23 protein-coding genes and 1 pseudogene are annotated in these 21,746 nt (G+C 59.9%); 20 read left to right on the forward strand and 4 right to left on the reverse strand.

What is annotated here, in order from left to right; genetic code table 11:
- Positions 1–30 precede the first annotated feature (30 nt).
- On the reverse strand, positions 31–702 hold the full coding sequence (locus tag BLU71_RS10700) for a response regulator transcription factor (protein WP_083353044.1): 672 nt from the start codon (positions 700–702) through the stop codon (positions 31–33).
- Between the two features lie 199 nt (positions 703–901).
- Between BLU71_RS10700 and BLU71_RS10705 the strand changes: the two genes are divergently transcribed.
- The 11 genes and pseudogenes from BLU71_RS10705 to BLU71_RS10750 all read left to right on the forward strand — a co-directional run bounded on the left by BLU71_RS10705 (position 902) and on the right by BLU71_RS10750 (position 9,071).
- Positions 902–1,906, forward strand: coding sequence for a GlxA family transcriptional regulator (locus tag BLU71_RS10705; RefSeq protein WP_083353045.1), 1,005 nt, complete (start codon positions 902–904; stop codon positions 1,904–1,906).
- Positions 1,907–2,003: 97 nt separating this feature from the next.
- Positions 2,004–2,384 (forward strand): response regulator transcription factor, encoded by a 381-nt coding sequence (locus BLU71_RS10710; RefSeq protein WP_064361930.1) that lies wholly within the window; start codon positions 2,004–2,006, stop codon positions 2,382–2,384.
- Positions 2,385–2,682: 298 nt separating this feature from the next.
- Positions 2,683–3,882, forward strand: a pseudogene (locus BLU71_RS10715) (S-type pyocin domain-containing protein).
- Between the two features lie 10 nt (positions 3,883–3,892).
- Positions 3,893–4,246: a DUF6572 domain-containing protein gene (locus BLU71_RS10720; RefSeq protein WP_042609629.1), complete on the forward strand. Its 354-nt coding sequence runs from the start codon at positions 3,893–3,895 to the stop codon at positions 4,244–4,246.
- Between the two features lie 109 nt (positions 4,247–4,355).
- Entirely contained in the window at positions 4,356–4,694 is a 339-nt protein-coding gene (locus BLU71_RS10725; protein WP_065617068.1) for a DUF6572 domain-containing protein, read from the forward strand.
- A 579-nt stretch (positions 4,695–5,273) separates the two neighbouring features.
- On the forward strand, positions 5,274–5,639 hold the full coding sequence (locus BLU71_RS10730) for a DUF6124 family protein (RefSeq protein WP_064361939.1): 366 nt from the start codon (positions 5,274–5,276) through the stop codon (positions 5,637–5,639).
- Positions 5,640–5,752: 113 nt separating this feature from the next.
- Positions 5,753–6,112: a DUF6124 family protein gene (locus BLU71_RS10735; RefSeq protein ID WP_042609627.1), complete on the forward strand. Its 360-nt coding sequence runs from the start codon at positions 5,753–5,755 to the stop codon at positions 6,110–6,112.
- 300 nt (positions 6,113–6,412) lie between these two features.
- Entirely contained in the window at positions 6,413–7,615 is a 1,203-nt protein-coding gene (locus BLU71_RS10740) for an NAD(P)/FAD-dependent oxidoreductase (protein WP_065617066.1), read from the forward strand.
- A gap of 40 nt (positions 7,616–7,655) precedes the next feature.
- On the forward strand, positions 7,656–8,588 hold the full coding sequence (locus tag BLU71_RS10745) for an MBL fold metallo-hydrolase (protein ID WP_064361941.1): 933 nt from the start codon (positions 7,656–7,658) through the stop codon (positions 8,586–8,588).
- 53 nt (positions 8,589–8,641) lie between these two features.
- The gene (locus tag BLU71_RS27315; protein WP_156889230.1) at positions 8,642–8,806 is read left to right on the forward strand and encodes a hypothetical protein; all 165 of its coding nucleotides are present in this window, start codon (positions 8,642–8,644) and stop codon (positions 8,804–8,806) included.
- Positions 8,807–8,822: 16 nt separating this feature from the next.
- Complete coding sequence (locus tag BLU71_RS10750) at positions 8,823–9,071, forward strand: DUF6555 family protein (RefSeq protein ID WP_042609623.1); 249 nt, start codon at positions 8,823–8,825, stop codon at positions 9,069–9,071.
- Between the two features lie 145 nt (positions 9,072–9,216).
- On the opposite strand, the gene BLU71_RS10755 is transcribed toward BLU71_RS10750, so the two are convergent.
- Complete coding sequence (locus BLU71_RS10755) at positions 9,217–9,726, reverse strand: nucleoside deaminase (protein ID WP_083353046.1); 510 nt, start codon at positions 9,724–9,726, stop codon at positions 9,217–9,219.
- Between the two features lie 33 nt (positions 9,727–9,759).
- Entirely contained in the window at positions 9,760–11,100 is a 1,341-nt protein-coding gene (locus BLU71_RS10760; RefSeq protein WP_083353047.1) for a nucleobase:cation symporter-2 family protein, read from the reverse strand.
- Positions 11,101–11,300: 200 nt separating this feature from the next.
- On the opposite strand from BLU71_RS10760, the gene BLU71_RS10765 reads away from it, so the two are divergent.
- Positions 11,301–12,215: a LysR family transcriptional regulator gene (locus tag BLU71_RS10765; RefSeq protein ID WP_064361945.1), complete on the forward strand. Its 915-nt coding sequence runs from the start codon at positions 11,301–11,303 to the stop codon at positions 12,213–12,215.
- Positions 12,216–12,338: 123 nt separating this feature from the next.
- Here BLU71_RS10765 and BLU71_RS10770 read toward each other — a convergent pair whose 3' ends face one another.
- The gene (locus BLU71_RS10770) at positions 12,339–12,794 is read right to left on the reverse strand and encodes a winged helix-turn-helix transcriptional regulator (protein WP_083353048.1); all 456 of its coding nucleotides are present in this window, start codon (positions 12,792–12,794) and stop codon (positions 12,339–12,341) included.
- A 145-nt stretch (positions 12,795–12,939) separates the two neighbouring features.
- Between BLU71_RS10770 and BLU71_RS10775 the strand changes: the two genes are divergently transcribed.
- The 8 genes from BLU71_RS10775 to BLU71_RS10810 all read left to right on the forward strand — a co-directional run bounded on the left by BLU71_RS10775 (position 12,940) and on the right by BLU71_RS10810 (position 21,728).
- Entirely contained in the window at positions 12,940–14,196 is a 1,257-nt protein-coding gene (locus BLU71_RS10775; protein ID WP_042609618.1) for an MFS transporter, read from the forward strand.
- A 97-nt stretch (positions 14,197–14,293) separates the two neighbouring features.
- On the forward strand, positions 14,294–14,602 hold the full coding sequence (locus BLU71_RS10780) for a 2Fe-2S iron-sulfur cluster-binding protein (protein ID WP_042609617.1): 309 nt from the start codon (positions 14,294–14,296) through the stop codon (positions 14,600–14,602).
- A gap of 62 nt (positions 14,603–14,664) precedes the next feature.
- Complete coding sequence (locus tag BLU71_RS10785; RefSeq protein WP_042609616.1) at positions 14,665–15,417, forward strand: hypothetical protein; 753 nt, start codon at positions 14,665–14,667, stop codon at positions 15,415–15,417.
- Positions 15,418–15,432: 15 nt separating this feature from the next.
- Entirely contained in the window at positions 15,433–16,773 is a 1,341-nt protein-coding gene (locus tag BLU71_RS10790) for an ATP-grasp domain-containing protein (RefSeq protein WP_083353049.1), read from the forward strand.
- A 71-nt stretch (positions 16,774–16,844) separates the two neighbouring features.
- Complete coding sequence (locus BLU71_RS10795; protein ID WP_083353050.1) at positions 16,845–18,176, forward strand: ATP-grasp domain-containing protein; 1,332 nt, start codon at positions 16,845–16,847, stop codon at positions 18,174–18,176.
- Between the two features lie 30 nt (positions 18,177–18,206).
- Positions 18,207–19,433: an ATP-grasp domain-containing protein gene (locus BLU71_RS10800; protein ID WP_083353051.1), complete on the forward strand. Its 1,227-nt coding sequence runs from the start codon at positions 18,207–18,209 to the stop codon at positions 19,431–19,433.
- A 31-nt stretch (positions 19,434–19,464) separates the two neighbouring features.
- Entirely contained in the window at positions 19,465–20,361 is an 897-nt protein-coding gene (locus BLU71_RS10805; RefSeq protein ID WP_064361950.1) for an EamA family transporter, read from the forward strand.
- An 80-nt stretch (positions 20,362–20,441) separates the two neighbouring features.
- Entirely contained in the window at positions 20,442–21,728 is a 1,287-nt protein-coding gene (locus BLU71_RS10810) for an aminotransferase class V-fold PLP-dependent enzyme (protein ID WP_083353052.1), read from the forward strand.
- Positions 21,729–21,746: the final 18 nt, after the last annotated feature.

Genomic DNA, 21,746 nt, shown 5'->3' on the forward strand with positions numbered 1-21,746 from the left:
CTGCGGTTGCTCAAACGATGCGTGTGATGCTCAGGGGCTGCGCAACACGGGTTCGATGCCCAGCGCTTCAGCGATACGCACCAGATCGGCCACCGAACGCGCAGCCAGTTTGCGCATGACCTGGCCGCGATGGACCTTGACCGTGACCTCGCTGAGGTTGAGTTGCCCGGCAATCTGCTTGTTCATCAGCCCGGCAATGACGAAGCCGAGCACCTCGCGCTCACGGGTGGTCAGGGTTTCGTAAGCCCGACGCAGAACGGCGCCGGAGTGTTCGGCGGCCAGCCGCGCGCGGTCGCGGGCCAACGCACTGGCCACCGCATCGAGCATGTCCTGATCACGGAACGGCTTGGCCAGAAAATCCACCGCACCGGCCTTCATCGCCTTGACGCTCATGGCGATATCGCCGTGGCCAGTCATAAAGACCACGGGGATGCGCAAGCCGTTTTTTTCCATCTGCTCTTGAAAAGTCAGACCGCTTTCGCCGCGCAGGCGCACGTCGAGCACCAGACAACCGGGTACCTCACGTTGCGCTTGCGCGAGGAAATCAGCGGCACGGTCGAAGGTCTGCACTCGCAGGCCGATCGAACGCAGCAAGCTGTCGAGCGCCTGGCGCATCGAGGCATCGTCATCGACCACATACACCACCGGTTCGCTGAGCACGCCGGGACTTTGCGCAGGGCTGGAATGCGACCACAGGGTCATGGTGTCTCCTCGGCGAGATCGCAGCACGCATTGGGCTGGTCAATAAATCTAGTTCAGGATGGCGACCGCAGCCAGACACCGGCCAGACGGTCAGCGATCAGGCTAACAGTCGTCGCCATTGCCGGCCGGCCAGAAACCCCTGAAAATCGGCCAGGCTGAGGCAGTCCGGCCTTCGGCGCAGCAAACAGGCAGGCCTGCGATGCCCACACGACCCTCTTTTACATCGGCCCCGCGCGACGTGGTATTCATTGCCTATCCGCGCCTGAGCCTGCTCGATCTCAGCGGTGCGCAGACCGTATTCTGGGCAGCGAGCAAAGCCTTGGCCGAGCGCGGGCAGCCGGGTTATCAACTGCACACCGCCAGCCTCACCGGCGGCTTGATCCAGACTGTCGAAGGCCTGCCCATCGATACCCAGGCGTTGAGCACACTGAACATTGCCGCACTGGACACGCTGGTCGTGCCCGGCGCGCCGGACATCTGCCAAAGCCTCGACGAGCACCGCGAACTGAGCGACTGGCTACGGGATCATGCCCACCTCGCCCGCAGCGTGGTTTCCGTGTGCAGCGGCGCCTTCCTGCTGGCGCAGGCCGGTTTGCTTGACGGCCGTCGGGCCGCCACCCACTGGGCGATGTGCGACGCCCTGCGTGATCGCTTTCCCGCGATCGAGGTGGATGTCGATGCGATTTTCATTCAGCAGGGCAAGGTCTGGACTTCGGCCGGAGTGACCGCCGGCATCGATCTGGCGCTGGCGCTGGTCGAGGCCGATTGCGGCCGCGAAGTGACGCTGCAGGTCGCGCGGGAACTGGTGGTTTACATCAAACGTCCCGGCGGTCAGGCGCAATACAGCACGCTGCTGCAATCGCAGGCGCAGGATGGTTCGCTGTTCGATGATCTGCACCTGTGGCTGATGGACCGCCTCGGCGATCCCAACTTGACCGTGCAACGTCTGGCCGAGCAAGCCGCGATGAGCCTGCGCAACTTCACGCGCGTCTACAAAGCGCGCACCGGGCGCACGCCGTCGAAAGCGCTCGAGCTATTCCGCCTCGAGGCCGCCAAACGCCTGCTGGAAAACTCTCCGCACAAAATCGAACGAATCGCCCGCCTCTGCGGCTTCAGCGACGAAGAGCGTCTGCGCGCCTGCTTCCAGCGGCATCTGTCGATTTCCCCCCGCGACTACCGCAGCCGATTCAGCCGCGAAGGCTGAACCGCTATACCTAGGTATAGTTTTGCCCGCTGGCCATTGGCGTATGGTGCAAGAACGACAGGAGTCACCCAGCTCGGCCGCCCGGCCCGGGAGCGTTATGCACAAGACGTATGTCATCGCGGTGGTGGACGACGACGAGGCCATGCGCACGTCGCTGAGCAGTTTGCTGCGAGCGTCGGGTTATCGAGTGCTCGGCTATGCGGGGCCGTCGGATTACCTTGAATCGGATGGGCCGGAGCAGACTGATTGTCTGATTTCCGATATTCAGATGCCGGGCATGACGGGTTTGCAGATGCTGGATGCACTGCGGGCGCAAGGCTGGAGGATGCCGGTGATTTTCGTGTCGGCGCATGCGGGCGATTTGCCTTGCGACAAGTCCCGAGCGACTGATGTCGTTGCCTGCCTGCGTAAACCCTTTGCGGCGCACGAGTTAATTGCCTGGGTCGAGGTTGCACTGCGTAAATCTGAAAACACTTGATAAGGCCGTCAGCGCATTGAATTGCCTGTCGCCTGGATTTATCGACCCATAATCGACTTGGTCGATCATGTCGATGTCTGACAGAAGACAACACGGTCGGCTCCCTCTCGTTGGGGAGAGGGGAAGCTCAGAGATGACCGAAGTAGTTGAGCTATCCCGTTTCCCTCCAGCGCTGACTTGATCACACGGAAATGAGAGGCACCTCAAAATCTAGAATCAAAGCGCCACTAATTGCCACTGCAAACTCCGCCTGTCACCCTTCTCCCCGTTCAAAAGGACCAGAACAAGGAACCAAGGATTGAGCGGCTACGTCCCAAACCCACCCAAGGGTTACCGCAACACCGGCGTCGAACCCGTTGACCTGAACGCCCAGCACTGGGCGCAATATAAAGAACTCTCGCCCGCGCCAGACGCAAAACCCGACCTCAAGGGCTGCGTCTTCGCCAAAAGCTGCAACCTGCCCGATGGCGAAATCAACCACAGTAACCCGACAGGGTTCGTCCCCGTTGAAAAACTGGCGGACTACGGGCTATGGGCCGTTTTGGCCACTGGCGCAGCGATTAGCGCCGAAGGCACGTCCCTCCAGTTTGTCGGCGGCTCCGCAACTGGCAGTGCCGTTGCCCAACGGCTGGGCGGCTCACTCGCGCTAGGCCTACTCGACGGTGCAGGCGCCGTTGCAGCAGGCGCTGCCGTGGGCACCGTCGCGCTATTGATGCCCAACACCAGCATCGCCCCGGACAGTGCCTTTTATAAAGACGATCAATACGCCACGCTAGAAACCGGCCGAACGCGTGTTCGTGTCAACGTAAAAACGTTGCCGGACGGCTCCGTCAACGCCTACGGCTTTTACACCGGCGGCAAGAAGGACTGGGAAAATGTACCGGTCATCAAAGCGCAGAAAGACGGCCAAAAATTCATCGCCGACATCGGCAACGGCATCGGTCTGACCTGAACACCGGGTGCGAGTCCCGACGGAGTGCTGGGGATCCCAGCGCTGGAAGGTGCCCCTCAGCTACCTCCCGTCTGGGTCTAACCGCCGACACCACAATCGGACACGCTGCTGGCCAACCCCGCGCACCCACCTGAGTTTCAGGATGCGATCATCTGGTTCCCGGAGGATGCGGGGATTGAGCCCATCTACATCGTGCTCAGCACGCAGCTAGAGAAGAATAAGCAAAAGGGCAAAGCGTTCGAAGAAGCGTCCTTTGACGAGTTCAGCAAGATCAAACCTGAAGCCGCCCGTGAGGTCACCGTCAAAACCGACAGCGGTGTACGCACGCGCATTGATATGATGGGCCGCGATGCGGACGGCAACATCTCCTGCGTCGAATGCAAATCTTCGGAAACAGCGCCACTGACGCGCAATCAGAAATTGGGCTTTCCAGAAATAGAAAAGACCGGCGCAACCGTCGTCGGCAAAGGTAAACCCGGCTTCACCGGAGGCACCCGAATCCCACCCACCAGAGTCGACATCATTCGACCTGACCCGACCCTCTGAGGGAGCAGACATGTCCATCACCGAAACAAAAGTCGTCGACATCATCGCAGTGCCCGAGTGGGAACCCGACAATGTCGTACTCGTCATCACTGATCACTTGGAATGGGGCGACAAAGCTCAACAGGGTGAACACCTGTTGCTGCTACAAGAAAAGATCAACACCTACATCGCCTTCATCGAGAGCGGCGAACTGCTGGAAAGCTATCCGCCAGCCAAGGGCAAGAATCCGAAAATTCGCATCAATGGTTTATATGAGCTGCCTGAGCAAGGTGCAACCTTTATCGACCGCGTGACCGAGGTACTTAAAGGCGTAGGCATCGGAATGGAATTTGTGCTTAAGGACGATTTTGCCGTTCGACACTAGGCGTGTGAGCTAGTAGAGCTAAAGCAAAGCAAAGGGCGGCAAGCCACAGAGCTGTAGCTCGGTTCCCTCAGAGGGATTGAACAAATCGGCTGGAGGCCAAGGATCCGCAGTGTCCTTAACAGACCCGAACATTATCGATATGTGGGGAATCCCCAAATCGGACAGTGGCACCATCATCCTGGGCATCGCTGACCACCTAGAATGGGGCAATAAGACCCTGCAAGCCGAGCACCTGCTCGCGCTACAACGGAAGATAAACGGCTACATCGCTTTCATCGAAAGCGGTGAGATCGATAACAAGATTCCCGCTGCACTCGGCAAGTCACTTGTCATCCGTGTTTACGGCAAACACGAGGCTTCGGAGCAGGGGAAATTGTTCTTCGAGCGCGTGGCCGAGCTCCTGAGAAAAGTGGGAATCGGTTTTGAGTTCGTTTTCAAAGCAGACTAAGCGCTATGTCATTTGTGATCCCAGTGCTGGCAGGTAATTTTTTCACCTGCCAGCCGAGGCGTTTTTCTGCTGCTCTACGGCCAACAGTGGAAGAGCCAAAAAGCCCGTCTACGACGCGACTTGCTTGAAACTCTCCGCCCCACGATGCAACGGCCTTGAGATCGGCCTAAACAGATTCGGGTCTCCTATATTCTGAAAAGGTGAGATGAGTAGACACGTACAGCGCATAAACACGACTTGGCAAGCACGTTTAAATTACACCGATTTCTCCTCCAAAAAGTCTACAACGCCTTGCGCCGCTACCTACGGGTACTTCAGAATCCGCCGGCTTGTGCGTCTAGGCTGCGGGTCCTATCGTTTGTCGGTCACTGAAATAGGTGATCGGGTTTGGTAGCCCGCAGTGTTAGATATACAGGTCTGCCGTCGAGATTTCTGTCTCGGATTTGCGGTGGCCATGTATAGGGCGTCCTAGGGCGCGCCGGATCCTAACACCCGGTCTACCAACCTGTGCATGGCCGCCACCCTTCGTTTGGTAGCGAAAGGGTGAAGCCTCCCTTAAATGTGTTAGGAGCTTCATCAATGTTCAAAGTAACGCCAAACCCGCCAGAAGCCGATTCAATCCCGTACGACCCCGCTCTGGAACCCCAGCGAATAAAAGATGCGGCCGCTCGTGCCATCAACTTTTACCTCGACCCTCAGACGCTCAAAACCACCATTCCCAAGCGCCAGCCGGGCAAGATCTTTCTCATCGATCCCACGGTGGACGAGGAAACGCTGCTCGTCGAAGCCTGTGAATCGCTGGCCGCCGCCAACGACATGGCCCGCGAAATCAGTGGGGTGATCGACCACCCACAGCGTCGATCGCTGCTGATGTTGCAGCAGGTGATCATGTTGAGTGAGCTGATCGTCAATCGCGTGCTCGACAGCCGACGCGTGTCGAACTAGCCGGCAACCCAGGCAGAAGGGGGCACGCTCCCTCTGCCAGCGGACGCGCCACAGCCGTGGCGCGGCATTCTCATACTCAGACGCTCAAGCGGCGCTCATCGGAGTTTCAGCTGATGTCACAGACACCGTCCCATCCGCCGGTCACCGACCCGGTTTCGCCTTACGAATCCTTTAATTCAAAAAAACTGCACGACGCCGCAGAGCGCGCGCTCGATCATTACCTCGCGCCGGCCAAGGTTAATGCCGCGCCCTACAGTCCAAACACCCTGTTTATGGTCAACCCGGAATCCGACACCGAATCCCTGCTGGTCAATGCCTGCGAATCCCTGGCCTCGGCCACGGTGATGCTCGGTGATTTCGCCGGAATGCTGGAGGGCTCACGGCGCAATACCCTGTTGGGCATCGCGCAGGTGGTCATGCTGGGGGAATTGGCCGTGAATAAAGCGTTGGATAACGTAGTGCCCACCGACTGAACAACCCATCGGCCGTGCAGGCGTGCTGGCACCCTGCGCGGCGATGTTCGTTTCGAACAACACCTGGCCCGATATTCCCACCTTAACCCCATACCTTCGTATACCCCCCTCCCACCCATGCGTACCCCACGCACACCGATGGACAACTGCGCCCGCAGCCTCCGCGCCCTAGCATGGCTTTCGACAGCGAACGATTGAGCGCCAGGCAGTACGGCAAGCAGTTGCAGAGGCCAGTGATCGTCACGCCAGAGTCCGCGTCGGGCTCGGGTGTCATCCATCCATCAGCGTCAGGAGCACATTATGAAACAGCAATTATTGGTCATCGGTGCGGGGTTCGGCGGGCTGTGGAGTGCGTTGAGCGCCGCGCGTTTGCTGGACATGCATGACCGTCAGGACGTGGAGATCACACTGCTCGCCCCGCAAGCTGAATTGCGCATTCGTCCGCGCTTTTATGAGCCGGACGTGCACAGCATGTACGCGCCGCTGGACGCGTTGTTCGATGCGGTGGGCGTGCGTTTCGTCAAAGGCACTGCTGAAAGCATCGATGCTGCGGCGCGCCGCGTCGGTTATCGCGACGAGGCCGGGCGTCCGGGTGAACTGGCTTACGATCGGCTGATTCTCGCCAGCGGCAGCCAGCTTGCCCGGCCTCCGGTCCCCGGCCTCAAGGAGCATGCGTTCGACGTCGATCAGATCGAATCCTCGGCGCGCCTGGAACGCCATCTCATGGCTTTGGCCAACCAACCGGCCAGCGTTGCCCGCAACACCGTGGTGGTCGCCGGTGGCGGTTTCACCGGGATTGAAACTGCGACGGAAATGCCGGCGCGCCTGCGCGCGATTCTCGGTGAGGATCAAGACCTGCGCGTGATCATCGTCGATCGCAGCAAGGATATTGCCGCAACCATGGGCGATGGCATCCGCCCATCGATCATCGAAGCATCCAACGAACTGGGCATCGAATGGATCGTCGATGCCAGCGTTGCCGCTGTGGATGCCAACGGCGTCACGCTCGCGGATGGCCGCCACATCGAAAGCCACACCGTCATCTGGACCGTGGGTTTCCGCGCCAGCCCGCTCACTGAACAGCTCGACGCCGAACGCGATGGCCAGGGTCGCCTGCATGTCGACGGAAGTCTCAAGGTGCAAGGCATCGATCATGTATTTGCCGCCGGTGATGTCGCGCATGCTGCCACCGACGATCTCGGTAACTATGCGGCGATGTCCTGTCAGCACGCGATCAGCCTGGGTCGCTACGCCGGCAACAACGCCGCCGCCGATCTGCTCGGCGTCGCTCCGACGATTTACCGCCAGCCGAAATACGTGACGTGCCTGGATCTCGGCGCCTGGGGCGCGGTGTACACCGAGGGTTGGGATCGTCAGCTGAAGCTGGTCAAGGCCGAAGCCAAAGAGCTGAAGACGCAGATCAACACCGTGTGGATCTACCCGCCGGCCGCCGATCGTCGCACCGCCCTCGCGGCCGCCGACCCGTTGATCCCGGTAGCCTGATTTCGCCCTCCGCTTTTGCCCTGAGAACAAGGAGAACACCATGACCCTGCATCTGGATTCCTTCACCGCCAATCGCGGCGTGACCCTGCCAACCCCCAGCGAAGAACTGGTGCCGTCGCGCTACGCCCTGCGCCTGGGCGACATCGATGTGATGGTGATCAGCGACGGCGTTTTGCCGCTGCCGACCCAGACCATGTCGACCAACGCCGATCCCGCCGACCGTGCCGCCTGGTTCAAGGACATGTACCTGGGCCCCGATGCCTTCGACTGGGCGCTCAACGTGCTGGTGGTGCGCAGCGGCGAGCAAGTCATCCTCGTCGACGCTGGACTCGGTGGCCAATTCCCCGGTTTCCCGCGCGCCGGGCAGTTCCCCAAGCGCCTGGCCGCTGCCGGTGTCGACCTCGCCGACATCACCGACATCGTCATCACCCACATGCACATGGACCACATCGGCGGCCTGCTGGTCGACTCGGTGAAAAGCCGTTTGCGCGACGACGTGCGCATCCACGTCACCGCCGCCGAAGTGAATTTCTGGACCACGCCGGATTTCACTTACACCGACATGCCAGCGCCGGTGCCGGACGTCCTGCGCAGCACCGCCAACGCGTTCATCGATCACTATGAAAGCAAGCTGCGGATCTTCGACGACGAATGTCAGGTGGCATCCGGCGTGGTCGCCAGACTCACCGGCGGGCATACGCCAGGACACTGCGTGGTCTACGTCGACTCTGGCGGCGAGCGCCTGACCTTTGCCGGCGATGCGCTGTTCCCGGTCGCGTTCGATCATCCTGATTGGCACAACGGTTTCGAACACGACCCGGCCAAATCGGTGGAGGTGCGCGTACGCCTGCTCAAGGAAGCCGCCGCCAGCGGCGAGCTGTTCGTCGCCACCCATCTGGCCTTCCCTTCGGTGGGTCGGGTCGCCGTCAACGGCGAGGCTTTCCGCTGGATTCCGGCGATCTGGGACTACTGATTGCGCGCTTGAAAAGCCTTCGCCCGGCAATTGTCGGGCGAAGCTGTTGGGGGGTGACCTGGTTCGTTCGCGTCGGCGCTTATACGCTGATCATGCCGCAGGTTCGCCTGTTCCCGCTGAACCTCGAAGAACCGCGTTCCAGAGCGCTGCGTGTCGCTGATCATCTGGCCAGAAAATCCTTTGAATTTTTTTTGTCGGACAAAATCATTTACGTATGAGCGTAAGGAGGAACTCATGCGTAACACCGATATTTTCGTCATCGAATACAAACTGCACGACCAGCCAAAATCATTCGTCATCCGCGCCAAGAGTATGCGCAACGCCGACGCTTGGCATTGGGCGAGCTGTGACGCCGGTATTGCGCCGATTCCGAAACCGGGTAAACCACCGTTGAAAGTGGTTTCCAAACCCCAGGCTGAGCGCTATGGGATTACTGAGGTGAAGTGGCGCGAGACGGCAGCGCTGGACTGGACGGAGGCTTAGACAAACCGAATTGTTCAACTGATTTTGTCGAATTGGCCGGAAAGCAAAAAGGTTCTGACCGCGTGAAACTGCTCGTTCCCACGCCCTGCTTTCGCTGTGACGCAGAGCCTCAGGGGAGCGTGGGAACGATCAAGTCAGCCCAGGTTTACGACCAGAATCCTTTATGCGGCTCAGCCGCCTCCGCCTCCAGCATCGGCCCGAAAACACTGACCGTGCGTTGCCCTCTGGCAAAGACTTCACGACACGGCAGCGAGAACGTCGGGTTCTCCGGATGATCGCCGGTCAATCCGAGCAAAGCATGCTCCGACAGCGCATACACCACCCGCCCTACGCCGGTCCAATACACCGCGCCGGCACACATGCAGCAAGGCTCGGCGCTGGTGTACAGCGTGCAGGCCTCCAGCTCCGTGGGTGACAACAGCTTCGCCGCCGCAGCCACCGCGACCAGTTCGGCGTGCTGGGTGGGATCACCTTCCGGCGGCATCGAATTGTTGCCCGCCTCGGCGATGACCTTGCCGTCGCGGTCCGCCACCAGCGCCGCAAACGGATGCCGGCCACGCTGCTTCGACGCTTGCGACAGAGCGATGGTCTGGCGCAGCAATGCAAGGTCCAGTTCGCTGACGCCGGCCGGAACAGGCTGAGTGAATTGATTCATGGGTAACTCCTGGGCAGTGTGAAAAGACAAAGGTCAGTCGGCCAGTTCGGCCGCCGATGCGCCGACGGCGTCGGTCGATGTTTTTTGTTTGTTGAGCAGTACATTGAGCAGGATGGCGGTGATCGCGCCGAGGAAAATCCCGCTGTCGAGCACCAGTTTCAGCGTTGGGCCGACGTGTTCGAACAGCGCCGGAAAGGACATCGGCAGGACGCCGACGCTGACCGACACCGCAACAATAATGGCGTTGCGTGTGCCTTCGAACTGCACCCGTGACAGCACCTGAATGCCCGCTACCGTGGTCATGCCGAACATGACGACCGCGCAGCCCCCCAGCACCGGCGTCGGCACTGCTGCAATCAGCGCGCCGAGCTTGGGAAACAAGCCCATCAACACCATGATCGCGCCAGCAGCGGCGACGACGAAGCGGCTCTTGATGCTGGAAAGCGCAATCAGGCCGGTGTTTTGCGTGAAGGCGTTGTACGGAAAACTGTTGAACAAGCCGCCGAGCATGGTCGACAACCCGTCGGCGCGAAAAGCATTACCCAGGGTCTGCCGGGTTATCGGTTTGCCGACCAGTTTGCCAATGGCCAAGCAGTTGCCGGTGGTCTCGGCCATGATCACCAGCATCGCCAGGGTCATGATCAGAATCGGCATCAGAGAGAATTCCGGCGCACCGAACGCCATCGGTGCGCTGAACTCGAACCACGCTGCTTCGCTGACCCGACTGAAGTGCGTCATGCCGCAGGCGGCAGCGATCAGGCTGCCGACCAACAAGCCGATGAGCACACTGAGATTGCCGATGAAACCGCTGAATCTGGCGTAGATCACCAGCGTCACACTGACCGTGGCCAGGCCCAGCAGCAGGTTGGCCGGACGGCCGAAGTCGGGCGAATCGGGATTGCCACCACCGAGCCAGATCGCCGCCGCCGGCATCAGTGAAATGCCGATGATGGTGATCAGGCTGCCAATCACCACGGGCGGAAAGAATCGCAGCAAGCGGCTGAATACCGGCGCCAGCGCAATGGTGAGAAAACCGGCGGCAATCACCGCACCAAAGATCTGGCTGAGACCGAACTCCTTGCCGATCATGATCATCGGCGCCAAGGCAATGAACGAGCAGCCCTGAATCAATGGCAGACGCGCGCCAAATTTCCAGAAGCCAAGGGTCTGAATCAGCGTCGCCACACCCGACGTCAACAGGTTGGCATTGATCAGTAAAACCACCTGAGCCGATGTCAGCCCCATCGCACTGCCGAGAATCAGCGGCACCGCCACCGCTCCGGCGTACATCACCAGAACATGCTGCAGGCCGAAGGTGAACAGCTGCCGCAGCGGCAGCACTTCGTCCACCGGGTGAACGCGTTGTGTAGTCATGGCACAAGCTCCTGAGGGGGCAGCGTGGGTGGTAACCGTTGGCGCTCAGGGGCAGATGCACAGAGAGGATCAGCCCCGGCGTTTGAAGACGCGAGGTCATCCTTGAATGTTTTTAACGATGAAACAAATTGGCAACCATCGCTTTTTTCGATGGCTAACACGGGGCACAATCGCCCTTACCTTCAACCGGGAGTACCCGCGTGCGCTTCTCACTCGATCAATTGCTGATGTTCGTCCAGGTGGTGAAAAGCGGCTCGTTCTCCGCCGCCGGGCGCAAGCTGGGCAAGACGCAGTCGACCATCAGCGCGGCGATTGCCAACCTGGAAACCGATCTCGGCGTCGAGCTGTTCGACCGCAGCAATCGCAGCCCCGCCCTCACCGCCAGCGGCCATAAATTGCTGGTGCAGGCAGAGGCGGTACTGGAGCGCTGCATGACCTTCGAGGCCCACGCCGATTGCCTCTCGGACAACGTCGAACCGAGCCTGACCCTGGCGATTGAAACGCCGTACGGCCCGATCATGCCGGTGCTGCAAGCGTTTGAGCAGGCCTTTCCGTTCGTCGATCTGATCATTCGCCACCCGGTGCACGGCGATGTCAGCGAACTGGTCAGCAGTGGCGAAGCGGTGCTGGGCGTGGCGTTTTCGCAGCCGGGCTATCCCAAAGAACTGGCGTTCCAGCAACTGGGCAAGCTGATCATGCTGCACGTCTGCCATCCCGAGCATCCGCTGGCACAGCTGGACAATGTCACGTTCGACGATTTGCACGTGCACCGACGCCTGGCGTTCAGTGCGCACGCCAGCAAACTGCCAAGCAGCGAGTACCTGCGGGCGACGCAGCTGTGGCAAGCGGAAAGTTATCTGGCCCTGCTGGAAATGGTCCGCGCCGGGCTCGGCTGGGCGACCCTGCCGCGCCAACTGATCCAGCGCGAATTGGGCAACGGCGAACTGGTCGAACTGCAGCTGTCTGCATATCCCCACACCGACTGGCAGATCGGCGTCGATCTGGTGTGGGCACGCCAACGGCCGCTGGGCACGGCCGAGCGCTGGCTGAAAGAAAAGCTGCAGGCCAACAAAGTGTATGAGCGTGATCGCAATGGGCAGATCACCACGCTGTGATGATCTGGCGAACAGCTGTCTTTCGATCAGCAAGTGCGGGCGAATGACTTCAACCGCCATGCCGGTTGATCAGCGCCCCACGCTGGCTCGGGTATGTTCAAGCAGGCTCTGCCCGATCGGTCGTCAGCTTTCCCGCGTGACCACCCGGCGATGGCAATCGGCGGGGGTCAGTACCTTGCCCGCTCGGGAGCGCACGACGATGGTCTCGACAGGTGCCGACTCTTCGTTATCCAGCAACACCGAATAACTCTCGCCCTTGCGGAACAGGTAGCGCTCGCCCCACTGGCGCATGCTGATAACGATAGGAAACACCCCGCGTCCCATCTCGGTCAGGACGTATTCCTTGTAAGCGCTGCCGTCGGACGCGGGCTGTATTTCGAATACGCCCAGTTCGACCAGCATCTTGAGTTTGACCGTCAGGATGTTCTTGGCCAGGCCAAGGCGCTTCTGAAACTCACTGAAGCGACGAACATCATCAAACGCGTCACGAATGATCATCAGAACCCAGCGATCGCCGATTGCCTCGAGTGTACGGGCCACGGGGCATTCGCTCTGTGCCAGTAGTTGCTGTCTGGCCATGTCTCTCCAGGGTTGCAGGTCTGATGAATAGAATGATCTAACGTCAGACGAAAATGTTTTTGAAATGTGGTTGTATTTAACAACCTGATTTGCTAAAAATCAACGCATCGGTTTCTATTCGAAACCACAATCCAAGGATGGAATGATGCCGTACAAGCCTCATGCCCCGGTAAAAATGGACGTCGAGGGCGACAAAGCGGCCGGTGGCTACACCCGGACGTCTCCAGGTACAGCGCCTTCGACTTTAAGCCGCTACCAGACTTTTCTCTTCGCAATTACCTGCGCCATGGCGGTAGCAAACGTCTACTTCGCCCAGCCTTTGCTGGAGTCCATGGCGGCCAGCCTTTCTGTATCACCGGGCACGATCGGCATTGTCGTCACCGCCACTCAGGCCGGTTATGCGGTCGGTTTGCTGTTCATCGTGCCCCTCGGCGACCTGCTGAATCGCAAGAAACTTATCCTTACACAAATGTTGCTTTCAGCCGTGGCGCTGTGCGCTGTTGGCCTTGCTCAGGATTGGGGCATGCTGCTCGGCGCGATGGTCCTGGTCGGATTGATGGCCGTCGTCGTGCAAGTGGTGGTCGCCTACGCTGCTACTTTGGCCAGCCCCGAACAACGCGGCGAAGCCGTCGGCACCGTCACCAGTGGTGTCGTGCTGGGTATCCTGCTGGCTCGCTTCGTTTCCGGAGCCGTTGCCGATCTGGCGGGCTGGCGCGGCGTTTACTTCGTCTCGGCAGCATTGATGGTGGCGATGGCTCTGGTGCTGTTTCGAACCATGCCCGCCTCGGCCAAGCCGCCTGCGCAAGGCAGCTACTGGAAACTGCTGGGGTCGGTGTTCGAGCTGTATCTGACTGAACGCACACTGCGTGTCAGAGGCACTTTCGCGCTGCTGATCTTCGCCGCTTTCAGCGTGTTGTGGACGTCGATGGTCTTGCCGCTGAGCGCTCCTCCCCTGTCGCTCTCGCATACGCAGATCGGGCTGTTCGGCCTGGCCGGCGTAGCGGGAGCACTGGCGGCGGCCCGGGCAGGACGCCTGGCGGATCAAGGACTGGGTAATCGCACCACGGGCGTGGCGCTGGCGCTGTTGACGCTGTCCTGGTTACCCACCGCGTTCGTCGAAAGCTCGCTGCTGGCGATGGTCGTCGGGGTCGTCCTGCTGGATTTCGCCGTGCAAGCGGTGCATGTGACCAACCAGAGTCTGATCTTTGCCGCACGACCCGACGCCCAGAGCCGCCTCGTCGGTGCCTACATGTGTTTCTACTCGGTGGGCAGCGGCCTGGGTGCGATCGCGGCTACTTATACCTACGCGCACTTCGGCTGGGTTGCCGTGTGCCTATTGGGCGCAGGCATCAGCGTCGTCGCCCTGCTCTATTGGTTATATCTTCAACTGACCAGCAGATAACTTACCGCCAGACAAACTAACTGCTCGAGTGCGTAGTGATACGCAGCGTGCAACTGTGTGCCTGCCACACAAACTTTAATAGGGAATCGAGGTAAGTATGGCGTTGCACACACTCACCATTACTTCGCAAAAGTCTGACTCTGCGCATGAGTTCCAACTACCGAGCAACTCTGCGATTACCGATATCGAATGGGAAGCCGGCGGCAAGAATCTGATCCCGCTGGGCTGCCGTGTAGGTGCCTGCGGCGCTTGCCTGATCAAGGTTGAATCAGGTCTCGAGGCCTTGAATCCTCGGGATGACGATGAACAAGCGTTTATTGAAGTACTGGGTTACACCGGCGAAGAATATCGCCTGGCCTGCCAGTGTTTGATAAGAGGTGAATTGGCCATTGAAGTTATTGGCTGATAGTTGCAACTGAATCCACTGATAAACAACGCGTTAAAACAAACCCAAAAAAGAGGCTTGATATGCTGAACCGTGTAAAGAATGTTGGCTATGGTGACCGCACTCCTTTTCTCAACGCTGCCGCTTCGCTGAATCTGCGTGGAGAAATCGATCGGATAATCGACGCTCAAGTCGAGCAGTGGTACGAAACCGTACCTCAGGCCGCGCACCTGGAAGGCAAAGACGTCAACAGTGCCTATTACAAGCGTCACCTGATCGAAACCGCATGGCGCATCCGCCTGCTGCGCGTAGCGGAAGCCAAAGCACTGGTCGAAGTGGCTAAGGTCAGCCCGGAAGCGGCACAGATCTGGGCGCATTACGAGCAGGAAGAAATGCTCCACGACGATCTGTTCATTCAGGACCTGGAGCGTGTCGGCGTCAGCCGCGAAGAGTTCCTCGCCACCGAACCGTACCTGTCCACCAAACTGCTGACCGGCTTCTTCTCCTACCTGCTCGACCACGAAGGCCCGCTGGGCGTCATCGCCTACTCCTATCTGGTCGAGTACGTGAACGTGAAGCTTGAGCCGCGCAAACTAGAAGCGCTGAAGACTTCGGTTGGCGAGACCAAAATTGTCGGGCAGATCTCCCACTCTCACACTGACATCAACGATGACCATCCGGGTGAAGTCTGGGCGGCCCTGCGTTTCCTGATTAAGGGTGAACAGGACATCAGCGCGCTGAAACGCTACCTGGCCGAGCATCAGAAAATTCTCGCCATGTATTTCAGCGAGCTGTACATCGACACCCTGGCCAAGCCGCAAGACAAGGCTGCTTAAGCCATGGAGCAGGCAATGAAGTCAAACCGACCCGGTGTTCTGATCCTGAGCCACTGCGGCTTTTCTTTCCTGGAAGACCTGAAGGAGGAGCTGCAGCGACGCCAGCTTCGCTGTTTCGTGCTGTCTTCATTGCCGCTTCCAGAACATGTGCCGGCCCGCCTGGAGCAGATCCAGACCTGGGCGGACCGGTTGTACATTTCCGACTCGCACCAGTTGAAGCAGGAGGATGTGAGCAATGCGCTCCAGACCCTGCGCAAGTCCGGTGAGCAGGTCACCTGCTGCATCAGCGTCTGGGAAGGTTACCGGCACTTGATGGCGGCAGCCAACGCATCACTCGGCACCTATGACATTGATGCCCGGCAGGCGCTGGCACTGCGCAACAAGCTCAATGTGCGCAACCAGCTTGCCGAGGCGGGCCTGTCCAGCGCCCAGGCCCATGCGCTGACCGCCCCTGTCCTCGACACACTGAAGGCCAGCAGCCAACGCTACTTCATCAAACCGATCCACGGCATCGCTTCCTATGCTGCATTTCCGATGCGCCAGGACACGGACTGGCAGGCGCTGGAGGCATTGCGTCTGGCCTCGACCGAAGACACCGTCTATGCCTCGGCATTCCACGACGGCCTGCAGTTCATGGCTGAAGATTACATCCCTGGCCAGGAATTCAGTTTCGAAACATTGTTGGTGGATGGCGAAATGCATGTCGTGGCCATTCACGAGAAATATGAAGTCACCGAGACCGCCGACACGGTGCTGGAAGACAGCTGCACCACCCCGCCAGCCAGCCTTGATCAGGCACAGATCGCGGCGGGCCTGCAATGGCTGGAGAAAGTGCTGGGGCGCATGGCGCTCAAATGGGGCTGCTACCACGTCGAAGCGCGGTTCACTGGCCAGTACTGGGACCTGATCGAGATCAACCCGCGGGTCGGTGGCAGCCTGATTTCCCACAGCGTCGAGGCCGTCACTGGCGGGCAAAGCATGCTGTCGCTGTGGATCGATCTGCTGTTGGCCAGTCAGGACGATACCTCGACCCGTGCGTTACTGGTGCAGCGACTGGTTGATTACGGCTGGCGCTCGGACGGCACGAGCACACAGTCGGCGGCGACTTTTTTTCGCGTGTATTTCGCCAAGCCGGGAACGCTGAGTTCCGTCACCTTGAACGCGTTACCGCTCGCACCGGTGGTTCAGCACATTCTGCTCAAGGCCGGCGACGTAGTGCCCGCGCATGCGCGTGAGGTGTTCCTCGGCCAGTTGCTGTGGACCTTCGAGCGCGCCGATCAGGCGGCGCAATTGCACCAACTGGCCCAACTCAGCGCCACGGCGCTGGACATTCAGTATCAGCCGGAAAGCCCTTGAGCGGCCGCCGAACCACTGCCTGAAACAGCCTTGCCTCTCTGAACAACTGCAAGTATTCGAGGATGTCCGACATGCCGCAGCGTGCGCCTGTATTGTTGATAGTGGATTACAACCTGAGCCGGATCGGTGACGTTCTGCACATGCGCAACTACGCTCGCGCGCGTTGGGGTGCCGAGACGTGGCTGGTACGCAGCGACCCTCAGGATCATGACCTGGCGATCAGCGACCGGGTGATCGATGCCGATCCTCTGGCAGATGATTTCATGCGCCAGGCGTTAGCACAGCTGGGTGACGACGCCGCCAGAATCAGTGCCGGGATGGTTTTTTCCGATAACGCGGTAGCCAGCGGCGCCGCGTTGCTCGAACGTCTGGGGCTGCCCGTGGATGATGCCGAGCTGGCACTGGGCGCTTTTGACAAACTGGCATACCGCATCGCCGAGTACGAACAGCGCGCCCTTCTCAATCAGTCGGGCGTCATGCTTCCAGACTTCCAGGCCATCGAATGCCTCAACGATGTGCGCAACTTTGCCGTGCGTCAGGAGCGTGGTTTCGTCATCAAACCCGCGTGTGAAGGCAACAATCGCGGTGTGGTCATGGTCACGCCCGGAGGCGACTGCGAGCAGGCATTCAACGAAGTGGCGCCCTACCTGGACGGGGGTGTGCTGGCAGAGGCATTCATTACCTTCACTCGCGAATACTCCTATGACGGGCTGGGCGAGCTGTGGTTCATCACTGAGAAAGTCAGCGCCACCGGGCGTTATCCGGTAGAGGTGGCGCAGATCCTGCCCGCTCGCCTCGACGAGCACGAACGTCAGGCCATTCGCCTGGCTGGCGAGCAGGTCAATCGCCTCGTCGGCCAGCGCATCGGGCCGTTTCATAATGAGATCAAACTCAGTGACAGCGACTGCCGCACCGCCGTGATCGAACCCAATCGCCGCCCCGGTGGCATGAAAATCTGGACCCTGGCGCAGGCCGTTCATGGCCTGGACCTGTATGCCGCGTGGGTTGATTCGGTGTTTGCCGCAACAATCCCGGCTGATTTGCCGCCCGCGACCTGCAGTGCCGCGACCGTCATGTTCGGCGTGCCCCATGACATGACTCTGGATGTGGCTGACCTCGGCGAGATCCACAGCATGGTCGACGAGACGCTGGCTCGAACGGCCCACGCGCTCGACCTCGTCAGGAAAGACCTCGTGCTGCTGGAGTGTGCATGGATCGCCGGACACTCGCGCCTCATCCACGCGATTCCCAGAGACAACAGCGACTTTGTTGCCCACGCCTGCGTCGCCTTGCATGACGCCAGCGTGGACATCCGCGATCTGGTGACAGTCCTGCGCGAACAATGGCTTGAGATTCTGCAGGGTCATCTGGCCGCCGCGCAGCCATTCAAGGTCGCCTCCTGACCCCTCTCTTATTCGCTTCGAGACTCTGGCATGAAAATTCTCATCCTTCACCGTGTGCCCTATCCACGCATCGAATATCACCGTGGCATCGATCACGATCTGCATGAGGTCACGTATCTGGGCAAACAATCGGCCATCGATACGCTGCCTGCAGACTTGCGTTGCACAGCCGTAACAAGGGCCGGTCTGGGCAGCGCATTCGAGGAGACGCTGGCCTGGCTGGCGCAATGTCCGCAAACCTTCGATCGGATCATTTCCATGTCCGAATACGAACTGCTCGACGCGGCGCGCCTGCGGGAAGCGCTGAATGTCGAAGGGGCCTCGCTGCAAGCGGTCACCCTGGCGCGCAACAAGCTGGCGATGAAAGCGGCCGTTCAAGCCAGTGGGTTGCGCGTGCCGCGCTTCATGTCGCTTGAGCGTTATCTGGCATTTCAGGGCCGGGTTCCCTGGAACGGTGCGACCGTGCTCAAACCCCACAGCGGCGCGTCCAGCATGGATGTCAGCATCCACCCAGCAGCGGGCGCCTTTGACGCGATCCGGCAAACAATCAGCGACCTTTCATTGCCCATCGCAGACTTTCAGGTTGAGGAATACATCAGCGGCTCTATTCGTCATTTCGACGGACTGGTGCTGAACGGGCAAATCGTCACCCTGCTGGCCAGCGAGTACGTCGGCACCTGCCTGGATTACATGGAGCGCGGACATCCACTCGGTTCCTGGCACCTGCAGGTCAGCGCCGGGATGCAGGCCTGGGTCAGCACGGCGTTGCAGGCCGTGCAGATTCACAACGGCGCATTCCATCTGGAAGCGATCATGGATGCTGACGAACCGGTGTTCCTGGAGGTGGGTAATCGCGTCGGCGGCGCTGACGTGGTGGCGACCTATGAACTGGCCACCGGCATTCATCTGCCATCGCTGGAACTGCGTATTCATGTAGACGGCGAATTGAACACTGCGCATTTGCCCGACCACCAGCCGGATCTGGGCTACGGCTGGTTCGTTTTCCCCGGTCACACGCATTCACAGCGGTTGTATCAAGGGCTGGACGGTGCCGAGGAATTACGCGCGAGCCCGTTCATCGTGCAATGGAACGAACTGCCGCCAGGTGCCTTGCTGCCCGAGCATGTGACCTACTCCGCGTTCGAGGCGCCGCTGGCCGGTATCGTCAAGACAAGCGAACCGCAACAGACCCGAGACTGGATGCGCACGTTGTTCGACCGCGTGAGCCTCGCCCGCAACCTGACTTCCGTAGCGTGAGCCGACCTACTTCTCCACAAGGCAAATAACCATGAAACCACTGCACGTAGTGTTGGCTGTATTGATAACGGCGATCTGGGGTGTGAATTTCTCGGTGATAAAACTGGGGCTGGCGACGGTAGATCCGTTCATTCTGGCGGGTATCCGCTTCAGCCTGTGCGCCTTGCCGGCGATCTTTTTCATTCGCAAACCCGATGTCCCGTGGCGCTACATCATCGGCTACGGCCTGGTGTTCGGCATCGGACTGTGGGGCGTGGTCAACCTGGGCATCAAGGCGGGGCTGTCTGCGGGCATCGCTTCGCTGGTGCTGCAGTTCAGCGCGTTCTTCACCATCCTGCTCGGTGGCTGGGTGTTCAAGGAAGCCCTGACGCGCTTTCAGGTTCTGGGAATGTTGATCGCGCTGGCCGGCCTGCTGTGCATCATCAGCATCAGCGACGGATCGGTAAGCCTTTCCGGGGTATTGCTGGTCCTGGTGGGTGCGGCGTCGTGGAGCGTTGCCAACATCATCAACAAGAAAGCCAGCACCCGTGATGTCTTCGGTTTTCTGGTCTGGTCGAGCGCTTTCGCACCGATCCCGCTGTTTGCGCTGGATTACGCCGTCAACGGTAGCGTCGGTTACACCACACTGGTCAATCAGATCGATACCACGGCTGTCTTGTCGATCCTGTTCCAGGTCTACCCCAATACGTTGTTCGCGTACTGGATCTGGAACTCGTTGCTCAAGACCTATCCGGTTTCGACCGTCGCTCCACTGTCGTTGCTGGTGCCGATTTTCGGCATGCTTGGCTCGGTCGTGGTATTCAACGAAAGCGTGCCACTGAACAAAGTGCTGGCGGTGGTACTGATCGTGGTCGGTCTGGCGGTCGGCCTCTATGGTCAGCGGATTTTCAATGCTATGTTCGCGCGCCCTGCGCGCACTTCACTATGAATCGACAGGGAATCGGTATGGGTCTGGGAAGACGTGATTTCATGGGCGCCACTGTAGGAGCGACCCTGATTGGAGGCAGCATGATTGCAGGGATTGCCAGTGCACAGGCGGGGCAAGCGCCCGCGCAGGATGAAACCGCGGCGATATTTGATCCGGGCGACTGGGCATCGGTGCGTGCGCAGTTCAATCTGGCGCCGCAGTTCGTGCACATTTCCAACTTTTTTCTGGCATCCAATCCCAGACCCGTGCGCGAGGCGATGGCCCGTCACCGTCAGGCTTTCGATGAAAATCCCTACACTTATCTCGAGGACAACATGTTTGCCAGGCCCGAGGACATGGTCTGGCGCAAAGTCTGCGCCGCTGCGGCGGACTATACCGGTGGCCGAGCCGAAGACATCGCCCTGACCACCAGCACCACGCAGGGTCTGGCGATGGTCTACAACGGCCTCAAACTGACACCGGACCAGGAAATCCTCACCACCCATCACGAATGGTATACCCACGACGAGGCCATGCGCCTGGCGGTGCTCAAGTGGGGCGGCAGCATCCGCCGCATCGACCTCTACCAGGGTCCCGAGGATGTCAGTACCGATGCCATTGTCTCGCGCATCGAAGCCGCCATCCGGCCATCGACCCGCATCCTCGCCATGACCTGGGTGCATTCCGGCACAGGCGTGCGCTTGCCGGTCAAGGACATCGGCGCTTTGGTCACGCGCCTCAACCGGGACCGCTCAGAGGCTGACCGGATCATCTATGTGATCGATGGTGTGCACGGCTTCGGCTGTTCCGAGGCGCAAGTCGCCAGCCTGGGTTGCGACTTTTTCAGCGCCGGAACACACAAATGGATTCTTGGCCCTCATGGCACCGGGCTGGTCTGGGCCCGCGAGGGTCAGTGGCCACAGGTGATTCCGACCATACCGACCATCATGGCTGCCGAGCCCGCCAACGCCTGGCGTCAGGAGCGCGACCCGCAAGGACAAACGCAAGCAGCCTGGGTCAGTCCCGGCGGCTTCCTCGCATTTGAAAACCAGTGGGGTGTGATCGAAGCCTTCGACTTCATCGAGAAAATCGGCCGCAAGCGCATCGCCGATCGTGTAGCCGAGCTCAACGGACAATTGAAAGAAGGCCTGGCGAAGCTGCCCAACGTGCACCTGCACACGCCCCGCTCCGCCGAGTTCTCCGCGGGCATCGTCTGTTGCGATGTCCAGGGCTGGACGCCGAAGGATGTGGTGGCGAAGTTGAAAACGCAGAACATCATCGCCAGTGCCACACCGTATCGGCACTCCACGGTTCGATTCTCCGCAGGGATCATCAACACCCCGCAGGACATCGAGCAAACCCTCAGGGTCATGCGCACTTTCGCCTGAACCGGCCTGGACCGAAGT

Origin of the sequence: Pseudomonas moraviensis (assembly GCF_900105805.1) — a bacterium.
In the GTDB taxonomy this organism is placed as follows: Bacteria; Pseudomonadota; Gammaproteobacteria; order Pseudomonadales; family Pseudomonadaceae; genus Aquipseudomonas; species Aquipseudomonas moraviensis_A.